This window comes from Brevundimonas lutea (genome assembly GCF_003704105.1).
Lineage (GTDB): Bacteria > Pseudomonadota > Alphaproteobacteria > Caulobacterales > Caulobacteraceae > Brevundimonas > Brevundimonas lutea.
Genome location: NZ_QUOQ01000003.1, coordinates 320,487 through 335,589, shown reverse-complemented (window position 1 = coordinate 335,589; position 15,103 = coordinate 320,487). Strand labels below are relative to the sequence as shown.

The 15,103-nt window shown below is 68.5% G+C and carries 10 protein-coding genes; 4 read left to right on the top strand and 6 right to left on the bottom strand.

Annotation, left to right across the window (positions count from 1 at the left end):
• Complete coding sequence (locus EES48_RS05610; RefSeq protein ID WP_420807942.1) at positions 1 to 1,572, bottom strand: alkaline phosphatase D family protein; 1,572 nt, start codon at positions 1,570 to 1,572, stop codon at positions 1 to 3.
• Between the two features lie 216 nt (positions 1,573 to 1,788).
• On the opposite strand from EES48_RS05610, the gene wrbA reads away from it, so the two are divergent.
• Positions 1,789 to 2,391: an NAD(P)H:quinone oxidoreductase gene (gene wrbA / locus EES48_RS05605; RefSeq protein ID WP_122465399.1), complete on the top strand. Its 603-nt coding sequence runs from the start codon at positions 1,789 to 1,791 to the stop codon at positions 2,389 to 2,391.
• Positions 2,392 to 2,394: 3 nt separating this feature from the next.
• On the top strand, positions 2,395 to 3,150 hold the full coding sequence (gene ygiD, locus EES48_RS05600) for a 4,5-DOPA-extradiol-dioxygenase (RefSeq protein WP_122465398.1): 756 nt from the start codon (positions 2,395 to 2,397) through the stop codon (positions 3,148 to 3,150).
• On the opposite strand, the gene EES48_RS05595 is transcribed toward ygiD, so the two are convergent.
• From EES48_RS05595 to EES48_RS05585, 3 genes are all read right to left on the bottom strand, one after another.
• Positions 3,104 to 3,874, bottom strand: coding sequence for a hypothetical protein (locus tag EES48_RS05595; RefSeq protein ID WP_122465397.1), 771 nt, complete (start codon positions 3,872 to 3,874; stop codon positions 3,104 to 3,106). The genes ygiD and EES48_RS05595 overlap by 47 nt on opposite strands.
• Positions 3,875 to 4,017: 143 nt before the next feature.
• A complete protein-coding gene (locus EES48_RS05590) occupies positions 4,018 to 5,610 on the bottom strand; it encodes a carboxyl transferase domain-containing protein (protein WP_122465396.1) in 1,593 nt (530 codons plus the stop codon).
• Between the two features lie 188 nt (positions 5,611 to 5,798).
• On the bottom strand, positions 5,799 to 7,277 hold the full coding sequence (locus EES48_RS05585) for a hypothetical protein (protein WP_122465709.1): 1,479 nt from the start codon (positions 7,275 to 7,277) through the stop codon (positions 5,799 to 5,801).
• Positions 7,278 to 7,464: 187 nt separating this feature from the next.
• Here EES48_RS05585 and EES48_RS05580 point away from each other — a divergent pair, with 187 nt between their 5' ends.
• Positions 7,465 to 9,447 (top strand): acetyl-CoA carboxylase biotin carboxylase subunit, encoded by a 1,983-nt coding sequence (locus EES48_RS05580; RefSeq protein WP_122465395.1) that lies wholly within the window; start codon positions 7,465 to 7,467, stop codon positions 9,445 to 9,447.
• Positions 9,448 to 9,700: 253 nt separating this feature from the next.
• Positions 9,701 to 11,911 (top strand): TonB-dependent receptor, encoded by a 2,211-nt coding sequence (locus EES48_RS05575; RefSeq protein WP_122465394.1) that lies wholly within the window; start codon positions 9,701 to 9,703, stop codon positions 11,909 to 11,911.
• On the opposite strand, the gene EES48_RS05570 is transcribed toward EES48_RS05575, so the two are convergent.
• Together EES48_RS05570 and EES48_RS05565 are read right to left on the bottom strand one after the other, a co-directional pair.
• Entirely contained in the window at positions 11,908 to 13,026 is a 1,119-nt protein-coding gene (locus tag EES48_RS05570) for a PepSY-associated TM helix domain-containing protein (protein WP_122465393.1), read from the bottom strand. The two genes, EES48_RS05575 and EES48_RS05570, sit on opposite strands and share 4 nt — an antisense overlap.
• Positions 13,026 to 15,080, bottom strand: a complete 2,055-nt coding sequence (locus EES48_RS05565) for a TonB-dependent receptor domain-containing protein (RefSeq protein ID WP_122465392.1) — start codon at positions 15,078 to 15,080, stop codon at positions 13,026 to 13,028. Before EES48_RS05565 ends, EES48_RS05570 begins: the two co-directional genes overlap by 1 nt.
• Positions 15,081 to 15,103 lie beyond the last annotated feature (23 nt).

Genomic DNA, 15,103 nt, shown 5'->3' with positions numbered 1-15,103 from the left:
TCAGGCCGCCATGACCCGGGCGTCGCCGGACTGGATGGCGTAGGTGGCGCGGGTCGACAGGGCGCCGTCCTTGTCCGAGACCTTGTCCAGCACCTTGAACTCGGTGCGCCAGACCTCGGGCGTCACGTCGCAGACGACATAGCCGCGCTGGGCGTTGTTGAACTTGAGGAAGGGGTTGTCCTCGAGATAGCGGCGACCGTCGGCGCGCTGGTCCTGGCCGTCGCCGGAGGAGCTGATCGAGGTGGCCACGAACTCCGAGGCGACGGGCGCCCCCTCGGGATTGCGCCCATCCAGATAGAGCTCACCGGCGTAGTTCTGATGCTCATCGCCGGTCAGGACGACGGTGTTCTGGATGCCCCGGTCGCGCAGACGCTCCAGCAGGCGGCGGCGCGGAATGGCGTAGCCGGCCCAGGTGTCGAGGTTGTGCCCGATCTCCGGCCCCGCGCGGCGGTCCAAGTCCATGACCATGATCTGCTGGGCCAAGACCTTCCAGCGGGCGTCGGCGGCCTCCAGGTTGCGGTACAGCCACTGCTCCTGAGCCTCGCCCAGCACCTGGGCCTCGCGCGCCTGAACCCCCTCGCAGGTGGTCGCCCAGCGGTCCTCGCAGGGCTGGTCCGAGCGATACTGGCGGGTGTCGAGGAGATTGAGGTCGAGCAGGTCGCCCCAGGTCGTGTGGCGATAGAGCTGAAGGGAGGCACCGCGCGGGAAGGCCGAGCGCCGCACCGGCATGTTCTCGTACCAGGCCTGCATCGCCGCCTGCTGGCGCAGCATGAAGACCTCGGGCGGGGTGCCGTCCTGATCCAGGGCCGAGACCCAGTTGTTGTCGATCTCGTGGTCGTCCCAGGTGCAGAACCAGGCCGTCGAGGCGTGGCTGGCCTGCAGGTCGGTGTCGAGCTTGTACTGGGCGTAGCGGCGGCGGTAGTCGTCGAGGCTGTAGACCTCGCCGCCCATGTGCTGGCGCGGGTTCTCGATGGTGCCGCCCGAGCCGGTATAGGTGCGGTTTCCGCGCCCCTCGTAGATATAGTCGCCGTAGCAGTAGATGAAGTCGAGCCGCTCCTCGGCGGCGCGGCGGTGGGCGGTGTAGAAGCCCTGCTCATAGGCCTGACAGCCCAGGACGCCGAAGCGGGCGCGGGCCACGGCGCCGGCGGCGGCCGGGGCGGTGACGGCGCGGCCGGGGGCGCTGCGTTCACGACCCGAGGTGAAGCGGTAGAAATATTCGCGGCCGGGCTGGAGGCCCTCGACCTCGACATGGACGCTGTGAGCCAGCTCGGGCCGGGCCACGGCCTCGCCCCGGGCGACGACGTCAGAGAAGCCGGTGTCGGCCGCGACCTCCCAATTGACCGGCACCGGGGCCGAGGGCATTCCGTGGCCCATCTCCAGCGGACGGGGCGCCAGACGGGTCCAGATCACGAAGCCGTCGGGCAGGGGATCGCCGGAGGCCACGCCGAGCTGGAACGGGCTCTCGGCCCAAACGGGCTGGGCCAGGGCCTGGCGGCCGGCGGCCAGGGTTACGCCTCCCAGGCCCATCGAGAGCATCAGGCCGCGGCGGCTGAGGGCGGTGAAGGGGCGCATGGGAACTCTCCGAAGACTCGCGACCGGACGGACCTAGCCCGGAATTGTGACGGTCGTCACGAGCCGCCGCGTGGAAGGCTGATCGAACGGGACCGGCCGACAGGCGTTGGTCTGGCTCAATCCTTCGCGATTTCCCGGACGCGCGCCCTTGCGGGCCGATGTTCGGCGGCTATATCGCCACTGTTGCAGTTTCAAATCCAGCCGGGAGCGTTCCGCATGACCAAGGTCCTCGTCCTCTATCACTCCACCTATGGCCACACCGAGAAGATGGCCGAGGCCGTGGCCGAGGGCGCGCGCTCGGTCGAGGGCGTCACCGTCGACATCAAGCGTGTCGAGGAGACCGTGCCCGAGGAGCTGGCCAGGAAGAGCGGCTACAAGCTGGATCAGGCTGCGCCGATCGCCAAGATCGAGGACTTGGCCGACTATGACGCCGTGATCGTGGGCGCCGGGACCCGCTATGGCACCGCTTCGGCCCAGATGCGCCAGTTCTGGGACCAGACCGGCCCGATGTGGGCCAAGGGCACGCTGGTCGGCAAGGTCGGCGGGGCCTTCGTCTCGACCGCCACCCAGCACGGCGGTCAGGAGACCACCCTGATCGGTTTGATCCAGACCCTGCTGCACCACGGTCTGGTGGTCGTGGGTCTGCCCTACGCCTGGCAGGGACAGATGACCCTGGACGAGATCAGCGGCGGCTCGCCCTATGGCGCCACCACCATCACCGGCGGCGACGGCTCGCGCCAGCCTTCGGAGAACGAACTGGCCGGGGCCCGCTGGCAGGGCGCGCACACCGCCGAGGTTGCGAAGAAGCTGAAGGGCTAAGCCATGCCGACGCCGGCGCTGTTCTTCGGTCACGGCTCGCCCATGAACGCCCTGGGCGGGCCCTACGCCGACACCTGGCGCGCTGTGGGCGAGGCGGTCGGCAAGCCGCGCGGCGCGGTCATGGTCTCGGCCCACTGGGAGACCGAGGGGCCGAGCGTCACCGGCCAGACGGCGCCGCCGACGATCCACGATTTCGGCGGATTTCCCCGGGCGCTGCACGAGATGATCTATCCGGCGCCGGGCTCTCCCGCGCTGGCGACGCGGGTGGCCGAGCTCACAGGCGCCGGGATCACCGATGACTGGGGCCTGGATCACGGAAGCTGGTCGGTGCTGGCCCATGTCTGGCCAGAGGCCGACGTGCCGGTGGTGCAGCTGTCGCTGGATCGGAGACTGGACGCGCGCGGTCATTTCGACCTTGGCCGGCGGCTGAGGCCGTTGCGAGATGAGGGGATCGTGGTCGCGGGCAGCGGCGACTTCGTCCACAATCTCCGCACCTGGAAGCGCGACGGGGGCGAGCCCTATGGCTGGGCGAGCGGCTTCAACGACGCGGTCAAGGCGGCGCTGGAGCGCGGCGACCAGGACGCCCTCATCGACTGGGTCGGCCTTGCCGAGGACGCCCAGATGAGCGTGCCGACCGACGAGCACTTCCTGCCGCTGCTCTATGTTGCGGCGGTGCGAGACCCGGGCGAGCCGGTCGGCTTCTTCAACGACGTCATCGAAGGCGGCTCGATCTCCATGACCGGGGTGCGCATCGGCTGAGCTCCTCACGGCCCGGCGCGTTTTGGGGCTGGTCGCGAAGGAAGGGCGACAGGGCGCTCATGGCGCGGACGGCGTCGGCGAGGTCGGGGTGGGCGGCCAGCTCATCCGCGGAGAAAAATGAGTCCAAGGAGTCCAGCTCGTCGCAGAGCGACTCGGATTGTTCAAGGCGATCAGGAGCTTGGGACAGCGATTGGACCGGGCCGGCGTTGGACTCGGAGTCCATGACGGGGTCCGGATCGAGGAATGCGTCCAGGCCGTCCTTGGGGTCTGCGTCCGGTAGGATCAGGCCCTCGAGGGTCTCGCGGCGGCGCCAGGCGGCTTCGCGGGCCTCGTCCTCGGCCCCGTTGGGGTCAGGGGCGTGGCGCACGCGGACGCAGCGTTCGCGGCGGGCGAAGTCGGTGAGCTGTTCGACCATCTTCATCCATCTGAGCGCGTTCAGGGCGTCGCCCGCGGTGACGGCGCGGCGCAGATGGGCGCGGGCGCGGATCACCAGCAGGTCGGGATCGAAGGGCTCGTCGTCGATCTCATCCGGGTCGAGCGGCGGCGTCGTTTCCGAGGGCTGGTCGCAACGGCGCCAGCCCTCGCGTCTGGCGCGGGCGCGAAAGGTGGACAGGGCGAGGCGATAGTCGGCGCACACGCTCCAGGCCGGTTCGCCGCCCAGATAGCGGTCTCGAACGCGGTCCCAGCGCTCATCGTCGGGATGCAGAGTGTCGGTGATGTCCATCCGGCGATGATGGGGGGATGCCGGGGCGGGGTCGGAGATACGGACGCTGGCGCGGCGCAAGCTGCCGTGGGACGGGCAGATGGCGGTGATGGATGGGGGAATAGGGGTGCGCCCTCACCATCAGGGGAGGGCTATGGAGAGCCTCACATCCTGAACACGCCGAACTTCGTCTCCGAAATCGGGGCGTTCAGGCTCGCGCTGATGGCCAGGCCCAGGACGTCGCGGGTCTGGGCCGGGTCGATGACGCCGTCGTCCCACAGGCGGGCGGTGGCGAAATAGGGGTTGCCCTCGTCCTCGTAGCGCTGGCGGATCGGGGCCTTGAAGGCCTCGGCGTCGGCGTCGGACCAGGTGTCGGCGTCGCGGTGGACGGTGGCGAGGACGCTGGCGGCCTGTTCGCCGCCCATCACCGAGATGCGGCTGTTGGGCCAGGTGAACAGGAAGCGGGGGGAGTAGGCCCGGCCGCACATGCCGTAGTTGCCGGCCCCGAAGCTGCCGCCGATCAGGACGGTGAACTTGGGCACATTGGCGCTGGCGACGGCCGTGACCAGCTTGGCGCCGTGCTTGGCGATGCCCTCGGCCTCGTATTTGCCGCCGACCATGAAGCCGGAGATGTTCTGCAGGAAGACCAGCGGGATCTTTCGCTTGCAGGCCAGCTCGATGAAGTGGGCGCCCTTCATGGCGCTTTCCGAGAACAGCACGCCGTTGTTGGCCAGGATGGCGACGGGATAGCCCCAGATGCGGGCGAAGCCGCAGACCAGGGTGGAGCCGTACAGCGCCTTGAATTCCTCGAACTCGGAGCCGTCGACCAAGCGGGCGATCACCTCCTTGACGTCATAGGGGGCGCGCACGTCTTCGGGGATCAGGCCGTACAGCTGTTCGGGGTCGAAGGCGGGCGGGCGTGGCTCGCGGACGTCGATCTCGACGGACTTGACCGTGTTCAGATGGGCGACGATGTCGCGGACGATCTCCAGCGCGTGCTCGTCGTTTTCGGCGACGTGATCGACCACGCCGGAGCGGCGACCGTGGGTCTCGGCGCCGCCCAGCTCCTCGGCGGAGATGACCTCTCCGGTGGCGGCCTTCACCAGGGGCGGGCCGGCCAGGAAGATGGCGCCCTGGTTGCGGACGATCACCGTCTCGTCCGACATGGCCGGGACATAGGCGCCGCCGGCGGTGGACAGACCCATGACGCAGGCGATCTGGGGGATGTCGGCCGCGCTCATGCGGGCCTGATTGAAGAAGATGCGGCCGAAATGCTCGCGGTCGGGGAAAACCTCGGCCTGGTGCGGCAGGTTGGCCCCGCCGGAATCGACCAGATAGACGCAAGGGAGCCGGTTCTCGGCGGCGATCTCCTGAGCGCGGAGGTGTTTCTTGACGGTCAGGGGGAAGTAGGCGCCGCCCTTCACCGTCGGATCGTTGGCGACGATCATCACCTCGCGACCCGAGACGCGTCCGACGCCGCAGATCAGGCCGGCGCCCGGCGCCTCGTCGTCGTACATGCCGCCCGCCGCCAGCTGGCCGATCTCGAGGAAGGGCGAACCGGGGTCGAGCAGGCGTTCGACCCGGTCACGCGGCAGCAGCTTGCCGCGCGAGACGTGACGATCGCGGGATTTCTCGGGTCCGCCGAGCGCCGCCTTGGCGACGCGGGCGCGCAGGTCGTCTGCGAGGGCGCGGTTGTGGGCGTCGAGCGCCTTGAAGGCGGAACTGGCCGGATCGACGGCGGAGGTCAGCTTGGGCATGGGCCGGGTTTAGAGGCCAAGCGGCGGCGCGCCTAGAGCCTGATCGGTTGAGGTGGGATCGCTTCGCGATCCCACCGATGCCGTGAATCAGGCTCCAGAATTATGCTGGACCGAAATCTAAGCCCAGTTGGATAGCGTCCAACTGGACCGATTTCGGTCTAGGGGATAGGCGCGCCGCCGATCTCGGGTCAGGCGCCGAACAGGCTGGAGACCCAGGTGCGAACGGCCTGCTCGTCGGTGGGCTCGCCGGTGTAGGCAACCTGGGGTGTGACCGGCTGATTGTGGCGGTCGGCCCGACCGGCCCAGGCCTTATGGCCGTAGGTCAGCTCTGTGTAGTTGGAGGGCAGGCGGACCACGGTCGGCTCGACGAACATCGAATAGACGTCGGTCGGCTGGCCGGCCGTGCGCACGTTCGGCAGGCGGGTCAGCAGGTCGAGGATATCCAGGCAGCCGCCCGAGCAGCCCGAATCGACCAGCACCACGACATTGCCCTGGACGGGATTCGGCGCACCGGTATCGGCGGCGGGAGCCGGGGCGTTCAGGGTGAAGCTGGGCTGGTTGGCCGCGATCGCGCGGTCGAAAGCGGCAACGATTTCGCGCGTGTTCTCGATGATCGGCATGTTGTTGGCGACAAAGGCCGGATCGGCCTCCATGCGGCCCAGCGTGTCGACGAACCACTGGCGATTGCCCGGTGTGGCGCGATAGGTGATCTCCTCGGCCGGAGGCTGGCGGCTGACTGTGAATTCCGGCGTCCAGATGGTGTTGGCCAGCACATAGCCGCGCGCCGTCGCGTTCAGGGCCGCGCCGTTCGCGCCGCGCAGATCGATGACGAGGCCATTGGGCGAGCGCACGGCGTCGATCTGCGACTCGACCTGGGCGTAGAAGGCCTCCCAACCGGCGTCGTCGGCCAGGGAATGGACGTGGATCCAGGTGCGGCCATCCACCTGTTCGACACCGAGCGGCTGGGCGGAGGGCCAGTACATGGCCGAGCGGAACCCGACTTCCTGGCCGGCCAGATCGCCATTGATGGTCTCGAGGCGGAATTCGCGCTCGCGGCGGCCGACCTTGAAGCGGCAGCTCTGGGGCACGCCGGCGCCGGTGAAGGCGTTGTTGCGGTTCCACAGCAGATACGGCGCCGAGCGGATTCGCCCCGCTTCGGTCGACAGGTCGGCCTCCCAGCCGTCCAGCCGGTCCTGAGCCATGTCCTCGGCCGAGACGCCGTTGCACGACACCAGCTGGGCGCCGAGCGGCGGGGCGCGACGCACACCCTCCTTCACATGGGTGACGACGTAGGCGCCATTGCGCCAGCCGGTGGCGACGCCAGGCCAGGCGGTGGCGAACCACGGGTCCAGGGTCTCGAAGGTCGGGCGGATCGCGGTGCTGGAATCGTGGAAGCCACGCCCGTACCAGCGCAGCAGATAGGCCTGGGCGTCGCCGCTGTTGGCGCGGCTCGTCATTTCGTTGGCTTCCGCCAGACCGGCGTCGAGCCAGCTGCGGAAGGCGTCTCCCGCCGGACCCTGGACCACGGCCCCGGGGTGATTGTCGCGCAGATTGGCGTGGGCGGCGGTCAGGTCCTGACGCGTGCGGTCGGCCCAGCTTTGCGCGTCGGCCGCGCCGGCGACGGTGATCAGGGCGAGCGCCGAAGCGGCGGCGAGAAGCGTCTTCACGGGATGGGTCTCCGTTTTCTTCACTGGGCAAGGTCGCGGACCAGCCGCGAGCGTGGCGTCGTTAAACCCGATCATGGCCCCGCTTGCAAAGCGCGGATCGGTCGCAGGGGGAAACTCGCAAGGGTTTGATCGGGTTCGACGCTTGGCCTAAGCCGGGCGCATCCTGTTTGGCCAGCTGCGGACGCCGATGTTCTCGAAAATCCTGATCGCCAATCGCGGCGAGATCGCCGTCCGCATCATCAAGACCTGTCGCCGCATGGGGATCGCCACGGTGCAGGTCTATTCCGAGGCGGACGCGGGGTCGCTGGCGGTCGAGATGGCGGACGAGACGGTGCTGATCGGCCCGGCGCCGGCGGCGCAGTCCTATCTGCTGGCCGACAAGATCGTGGAGGCGGTGCGCCAGACGGGCGCCGAGGCCGTGCATCCGGGGTTTGGATTCCTCAGCGAGAACGCCGGCTTCGCCCGTCGCCTGCGCGACGAAGGGATCGCCTTTATCGGACCGAACCCCGAGGCCATCGAGGCCATGGGCGACAAGATCAGCTCCAAGAAGCTGGCGGCCGAGGCGGGGGTGAACACCGTGCCGGGCCACATGGGGCTGATCGACACGCCCGAGGAGGCGGTGAAGATCGCCCAGGGCATCGGCTATCCGGTGATGATCAAGGCCTCGGCGGGGGGCGGGGGCAAGGGCATCCGCGTGGCCAACTCCGACGCCGACATGGCCGAGGGCTTCGCGGCGGTGAAGGCCGAAGCGCTGAACGCCTTTGGCGACGATCGGGTGTTCCTGGAGAAGTTCATCGAGAACCCGCGCCACATCGAGATCCAGGTGCTGGGTGACAAGCGCGGCAATGTGGTGCACCTGTTCGAGCGGGAATGCTCGATCCAGCGGCGCAATCAGAAGGTCATCGAGGAAGCGCCGTCGCCGCTGCTGGATGAGTCCACGCGCACGGCGATGGGCGCCCAGGCCGTGGCGCTGGCCCAGGCGGTGAATTACGACTCGGCCGGTACGGTCGAGTTCGTGGCGGGGCAGGACAAGTCGTTCTATTTCCTAGAGATGAACACCCGGCTTCAGGTGGAGCATCCGGTGACCGAACTGATCACCGGGGTCGATCTGGTCGAGCAGATGATCCGGTCCGCCTATGGCGAACAGCTGGCGTTCGGCCAGGACGATCTGAAAATCGACGGCTGGGCCATCGAGAGCCGGATCTATGCCGAGGACCCCTATCGCGGCTTCCTGCCCTCAATCGGACGCCTGGTGCGCTACGAACAGCCGGAGGAGGGGGATCAGGGGGATTATACAGTCAGGAACGACTCGGGCGTTCGCGAGGGCGACGAGATCAGCATGTTCTACGACCCGATGATCGCCAAGCTGTGCGCCTGGGCGCCGACCCGCGAGGGCGCCATCGACGGCATGGCCCGGGCTCTGGAGGACACGCACCTGGAGGGGCTGGGCCACAACGTCCCCTTCCTTGCGGCGGTGATGGATCAGGCGCGGTTCCGTTCGGGCCAGCTGTCGACCCGCTATATCGGCGACGAGTTCCCGGACGGGTTCAACGGCCTGCCGGTCGAGGGCAGGGGCCGCGACGTGCTGATTGCCGCCGCCGCCGCCATGAACGAAGTCGCCGCCGAACAGTCGGGCGATCCGTCGGACCGCACCGACTGGATCGTGTTGATCGACCGCGAGGCCCACGGGGTGACCCTGGGCTATGACGACGCGGAGGCGCTGATCCTCGACCTGACCGGCGAGGATCGCTCGCTGGTCCTGTCCGACATCGACTGGCGCCCGGGTCTGGCCCAGTTCCGGGGCGTGCTCGACGGCGAACCGTTTACCGCCGAGGTGAAACGGGCCGCCGACGGCTGGGACATCCGCTGGCGCGCCGCCCGGGCGCGGGTGCGGGTGATGAGCCCGCGCGTCGCCGAGCTTTATGCGCGTCTGCCGGAAAAGGCCGCGCCGGACACCTCCAAACTGATCCAGTCACCGATGCCGGGGCTGGTGGTGTCGATCCCGGTGGTGGTCGGCCAGGAGGTCAAGACCGGCGAGACCGTGGCCATCATCGAGGCCATGAAGATGCAGAACATCCTGCGCGCCGAACGGGACGGCGTGGTCAAGGTTGTCAGCGCCAAGGATGGTGACCCGGTGGCGGCCGACGACGTGCTGGTGGAATTCGAGTAGAGCCAGGCTCCGCGCGACCATGTCCGCGCGCCTCTAGCGTTGTGCGCTGCAGCATCCTACATCTGGCGTCACCAATGCATCATACGGCCAAGGTATGGATGCGGCGTCGATGCGCCGCCTTGGCAGTGGGCCGATGAGACGCCGTCCGGAGTAGGGGCGGGCCATCGGCCGATCCGCGCCATTCGGGCGCGTGACCCCTGAACACTCCTGAAGGCGCGGCCCCATGCGCGCGCCCGACCGATTGGATGGTGCGATGAAGGCTCTTCTGTTTGGCGCGTCCGGCGCCGTTCTGCTGGCGTCGCTCGCCGCGCCCGTTCAGGCTCAGGCGACCCAGGAACAGGCGACCCGGCTGGACGAGATCGTGGTGACGGCCCAGCGGCGCGAGGAGGCGGCCCAGGATGTGGGCCAGGCGCTGAGCCTGATCGCCGGCGACGCCCTGGAGGAGCGCGCGGTTCTGGTCATCAACGACATCGAGAACGTCGTGCCGAACATGGAGGTCGACAGCCAGTTCGGGGGCGGGCAGCCGCAGTTCCGCATCCGGGGCATCGGCGCGCGGGAATATTCCTCGAACAACGCCTCGACGGTCGGCGTCTATGTCGATGAGGTGGCGCATCCCTATACGGTGACGACCCAGGGCGCGCTGTTCGACCTGGCCCGGATCGAGGTGCTGCGCGGGCCGCAGGGGACGCTGTATGGCCGCAACACAACCGGCGGGGCGGTCAATCTGGTGACCAACGCCCCGACCGCCGACGCCCGTGTCGGCGCCCTGGTCGAGTACGGGACCTATGACCGCGCCAAGGTCGAGGGATACATTTCAGGCCCGATCGCGCCGGGTCTGCTGGGGCGACTGGCGGCGGTGGCCGAGCAGGGTGGGGCCTGGCAATACAATCGCGACACGGGCGAGGAGCTTGGCGATCTAGACAAGACCGCCGTGCGCGGCCGCCTGACCTGGGACGTGACCGAGGCCCTGACGGCTGACCTTTCGGCGACCTGGAGCCAGGACCGGTCGGACGGGCTCGGCTTCCGTCTGCTCGGCCCGTACACGCCGTCGGGAAGCACGACGACCATTCCCGCCGACACCGCCTGGCGGATCACGGGCTGGGAACTCAGCCCGGAACTGGCCGCCGTGTCCGGTCGTCAGGTCGGCGACAATCCGGGCCGGGACAACGAGGGTCTCGATCTCTCGGCCCGCCTGACGGCCGATCTGGGCTTCGCCGACCTGACCTCGATCACCGCCTGGCAGAGCTTCGAGCGCGATGAGTACAACGACTGGGACGGCACGCGCTTCGCGGAGTCGGACGTCTGGTTCTATAACGATATCGATGTCTTCTCGCAGGAGCTGCGCCTGGCGTCTCAGGGTGGGGGGCGGTTCGACTGGCTGGTCGGCGCGCACTACGCCGACGAGGCCAATGACGGCGGCTTCGTCACCCAGTTCCGCGGCTTTGGGCAAACCCTGATCGAAACGGCCTATGAACAGGACGTCGAGGCGATCGGGGTCTTCACACACAACAGCTATCGTCTCACCGACCGGCTCAGCCTGATCGGCGGGCTGCGGTATGAATATGAGGAGCGCAGCCTGACCAGCGCCGGCACGGCGGTGGGCGGCGTCCCGGGCGGGCCGGAGCTCAGATATGACACCGACCTGTCCGAGGTCTCTGGCCGCGTCGGGCTGGAATACGAGCTGTCGGACGACGCCCTGCTGTACGCCGGCGTGGCGCGCGGGGTGAAGTCCGGCGGTTTCACCACCTACAACGCCACCTCGGCCACGCCCTTCAAGCCCGAGATCGTCATCGCCTATGAGGCCGGCCTGAAGTCGGACTGGCTGGACGACCGGCTGCGGCTGAACGCGGCGGTGTTCTTCTACGATTATACGGACCAGCAGGTTCAGGGGCTGGAGTACGACCGCGAGGTCGGCCGGCTGGGCAAGATCACCAATGTGCCCGAATCCCACATCTTGGGCGGCGAGATCGAACTGACCTGGGTTCCGGTCGACGGCCTGACGATCAGCCAGAGCTTGGGTTACAAGGACGGCGAGTACGACGAGTATGATGCCATCGACGGCGCGGCGACCGACGCGGCCAATCCGCCGGACGGGCCCTGGGACATCATCATCACCAACGACCGGTCGGGCGAGCAGCTGCAGTTTCCGCCCCTGACCTATGCCGGCGCGGTCTCCTACGATTGGCTGGCGGCGGGCTGGGACTGGCGGGCCGAGACCAACTACAGCTATCGCGACGAGCTCTATTCGGTCAGCTCCAGCTCGATCATCGACGACTACTGGCTGGTCAACGCCAGCCTGTCGACGGGGCCCGCGAACGCCAACTGGCGCGTCGGCCTGTGGGCGCGCAATCTGTTCGATGAGTATTACGAAGAGACCCGCAACGGCTTCAACGGCTCGGCGCGGCCGACGACCTCGCCTCGCCAGGGCCGGACCGTGGGCGTGCGGCTGACGATGGACTTCTAGGCCGGTCTCGACCGCCGCCGACGTCGCCACCACAGCAGCACCCCGGTCCAGGCGAGTCCGGCGGTGACCACGCCGCCGAGGAAGACCAGGGCGCGGCCGACCTCGCCGAAGGCCTGGCCTGAATGCAGCGGATATTGCCAGGCGAAGAAGGCGTCGCCGGCGCCATCTCCATTGTCGTGGCGGCGGGCGACGACCGCGCCCGTGGTCATGTCCACATAGGTCCAGAGCCGACCCTGATAGTCGAGGTCGCGCGGATCGAAGGTGCGCACCGCATAGACGCCCTTGTCCGGCAGCGGGCGAAAACTGTCGATCCGGTCCAGGGGCGCCACGGTGGCGAACGCCTGTTCAACGGTCACGGACGGCGTCGCGACGGGTCGATCGGGCAGGGTGAAGTCGAGGCGCTCGGACACCGGGGTGACCCATCGCACGGCGTCGCGGCTGTCGTCGGGCCAGGCCAGGGTGACGCCCGTCAGAGCCAGCACCGCCGTCACCGGCCACGCCCACATGCCGGGCGCCCGATGCCAGTCGAACAGACGGCGGAGGCTGCCGGCCCGCCCCTTCAGCTTGAAGGCGTCGGCCCACAGAGACAGGCGCGGGATGGCCAGGGCCAAGGCCAGTCCATGGTCAATCAGCCAGAACAGGCTGACCAGGCCAAACGCCCAGGTCACCCAGGGCGCCACCAGCAGATCGACATGCAGGCCGTAGAGCAGGTCGGGGATGTGATGGCGATGCAGCGACCAAACCCCGCTCTCGCGCCAACCCAGCAGGTCGCCGGTCGAGGGGTCGGCGAAGGCCTGAACGCCGGTGCGCGCGCCGTCGACCTCCGCCGATCCGATCAGCCAGATCGATTCCCGCGACCGGTCGGGAAGGTCGATGTGTCGGGGCGAGAAGCCCGGCAGCGCGGCCTCCGTCGCCGCCAGCGCCTTGCTCATGGCGGCGGGATCGGCTGGACCGCCGGCGGCGGGCGCCGACCGCAGGTCCGGGTTCAGCGCCCTGTCCAGCTCATCGTAATAGGTGATGGCCGAGCCGGTCACCGCCAGGAGCAGTAGCCAGACCCCGGCCAGCAGGCCGAACCATCGATGCCACAGCCGGATGGCGGGCCGGGCGGCGCGCATCAGAACCGATACGCCACCGTCAGGCGCACGTTGCGGCCCGGCTCATTGACGCCCTGCACGATCTCATAGCCGGGGATGGCGCTGTAGTCCGCCACGCTGGCGTGGTGGCGATAGGTCTCGTCGAACAGGTTGTAGACCGCGGCCAGCACCTCGATGTTCCTGTCCGCGAACGGGGACCAGCGGCCGAACAAGTCGACCACCGTATAGCCCGGCTTGTCCACGAACTGGGTCTGGTCGATGAAGCCCAGCTCGACCTCGCGATACAGCACCTCGATGTCGTTGAGGTCGTCATAGCGGGTCACGCTGGCCTGGAAGCCCAGCCGGTCCGACGGGTCGTAGCTGGCGGTCAGGTTCCAGTTGTCTCCCATAGAATTGCCCAGGGCGATCTGCTCATAGCCCTCGATCCGGCGGCCATTCAGACGCGAATCGTAGCTGTTGAAGAAGCCGTCGACGGCGAAGGGGCCGCTTCGGTAACCGGCGCGCAGTTCGATCCCGTCGGAGCTGTAGCGGCCGACGTTCTCGTAATAGCTCGACCCCTGAGGCGCCGGTCCTGAACCGAGTTGGTCCAGGATCACATCGTCGATAGCCATGTCGTAATAGACGGCCGAGGCGCTCCAGCCGTCGCGGGCCCAATCCAGGCCGATCTCGAAGTTCTCGACCCGTTCGGGACGCAGGTCCGGAGCCAGGGAGATCCGGCCCGGGCGGGTCTCGAGGGTGAAGGCGTCGCCGATCTCCTTGCCGCGGAAGGCCTCGGCATAGCCGATGTTGAAGGTCAGGTCGGGCGTGAGATCGTAGTCGAGACCGCCGTTGAAACTGAAGCCGTCGCTGTCGGTCCCGTCGGCGTAGGTGACCTGATCCAGCTCATAGCTGTCGTACCGGGCGCCGAGGCTGATCAGCAGACGATCAGTCGGCCGCCAGTGGTCCTGGGCATAGACACCGATCAGGCTGCCTTCCTCGGCGAAGCGGCCGATCGCCGGATCCCAGGCCCAGGGCTGCCACATCGCGGGGTCGCCCAGATACTGGCTGACCACCTCGTCGCGGCGGTGCTCGATTCCCGCCGTCAGGCGATGGTCCGCCACATCGAAGCGCCCGCGCAGGTCGGCGCCGTAGGTTTCGATCTCCGCGCCGTAGAGGCCCCAGCGGTCGTAGCGGTCCTGGGTGAACTCAGTGCGGGTGAAATAGCCGGTGGCCTCGATGTCCCAGCCCAGGCCGGCGTCGTAGCCATAGTTGGCCACGGTGGTGCGTCGCTGGGCCTCGCCGGGGAACAGGCGATCGCCTTCCAGCACGGGCCAGTTGGGCCGCTGTCCGAACTCGCCTTCCTCGTCGCGCATCTCGTGGCTGAGGCTGAAGCGGTGGCCGCCGCCCAGGTCGCCGCCGAGCTTGAGGAAGCCCAGCCGCTGTTCCGCCGCCGTGCCGCGCAGCAGGCGGCCGTCGCCGTCCTCCATCTCCTCGCGGTCGACCTGGACATAGGAGGCCAGCAGGCCGACGTCGCCGAACAGGCGGCCGAAGCCGGTCAGGCTGTACTTCTCGCCGTCATTGGAGAACCACCCCGCCTTGGCGATGCCGCCGAAGTCGCGGCCGTCGCGCAGCAGGTCGGTGGGATCGACCGTGCGAAAGCGGATGGCGCCGCCGACCGCGCCGAACCCGGCCGTGGCCTCGCCGGCGCCGGTCTGCAGTTCGACCGTCTCCAGCAGTTCGGGTTCGATGGAGACCCGGCCGATGTGGTGGAACAGGGTGCCGCGCTGGGGCGCGCCGTCGACCGTGACGTTCAGCAGGCTGTCTTCCAGACCCCGGACGTAGATCTTCTGAGCGATGCCCAGCGATCCGCCGACGGCCACCGAGGGCGTCCGGCGAAAGATGTCGCCGATGTCGTTGGCCTGGGTCAGTTCGATCTCGTCGCGCTGGACCACGACGTCGGTCAGGGCTCCGACGACGACGATTTCGTCGAGTTCCGTCGCGCTGGTCGCGATCGCCTCCTGCGCGGCGACCGGCGCCGCGGCGAGCGCGAGGAAGAGGGGGCCGGCGGCGACGGCCGACATCAGGGACTTGGGCATGCGGAACTCCTTTGGCCGCCCCT

Excerpts from the sequence above, each read along its gene's own strand:
- EES48_RS05570 (WP_122465393.1), bottom strand. The coding sequence starts at position 13,026 with ATGCGCGCCGCCCGGCCCGCCATCCGGCTGTGGCATCGATGGTTCGGC.
- EES48_RS05565 (WP_122465392.1), bottom strand. The coding sequence starts at position 15,080 with ATGCCCAAGTCCCTGATGTCGGCCGTCGCCGCCGGCCCCCTCTTCCTC.
- wrbA (WP_122465399.1), top strand. The coding sequence starts at position 1,789 with ATGACCAAGGTCCTCGTCCTCTATCACTCCACCTATGGCCACACCGAG.
- EES48_RS05575 (WP_122465394.1), top strand. The coding sequence starts at position 9,701 with ATGAAGGCTCTTCTGTTTGGCGCGTCCGGCGCCGTTCTGCTGGCGTCG.
- EES48_RS05610 (WP_420807942.1), bottom strand. The coding sequence starts at position 1,572 with ATGCGCCCCTTCACCGCCCTCAGCCGCCGCGGCCTGATGCTCTCGATG.
- EES48_RS05590 (WP_122465396.1), bottom strand. The coding sequence starts at position 5,610 with ATGCCCAAGCTGACCTCCGCCGTCGATCCGGCCAGTTCCGCCTTCAAG.
- ygiD (WP_122465398.1), top strand. The coding sequence starts at position 2,395 with ATGCCGACGCCGGCGCTGTTCTTCGGTCACGGCTCGCCCATGAACGCC.
- EES48_RS05580 (WP_122465395.1), top strand. The coding sequence starts at position 7,465 with ATGTTCTCGAAAATCCTGATCGCCAATCGCGGCGAGATCGCCGTCCGC.
- EES48_RS05595 (WP_122465397.1), bottom strand. The coding sequence starts at position 3,874 with ATGGACATCACCGACACTCTGCATCCCGACGATGAGCGCTGGGACCGC.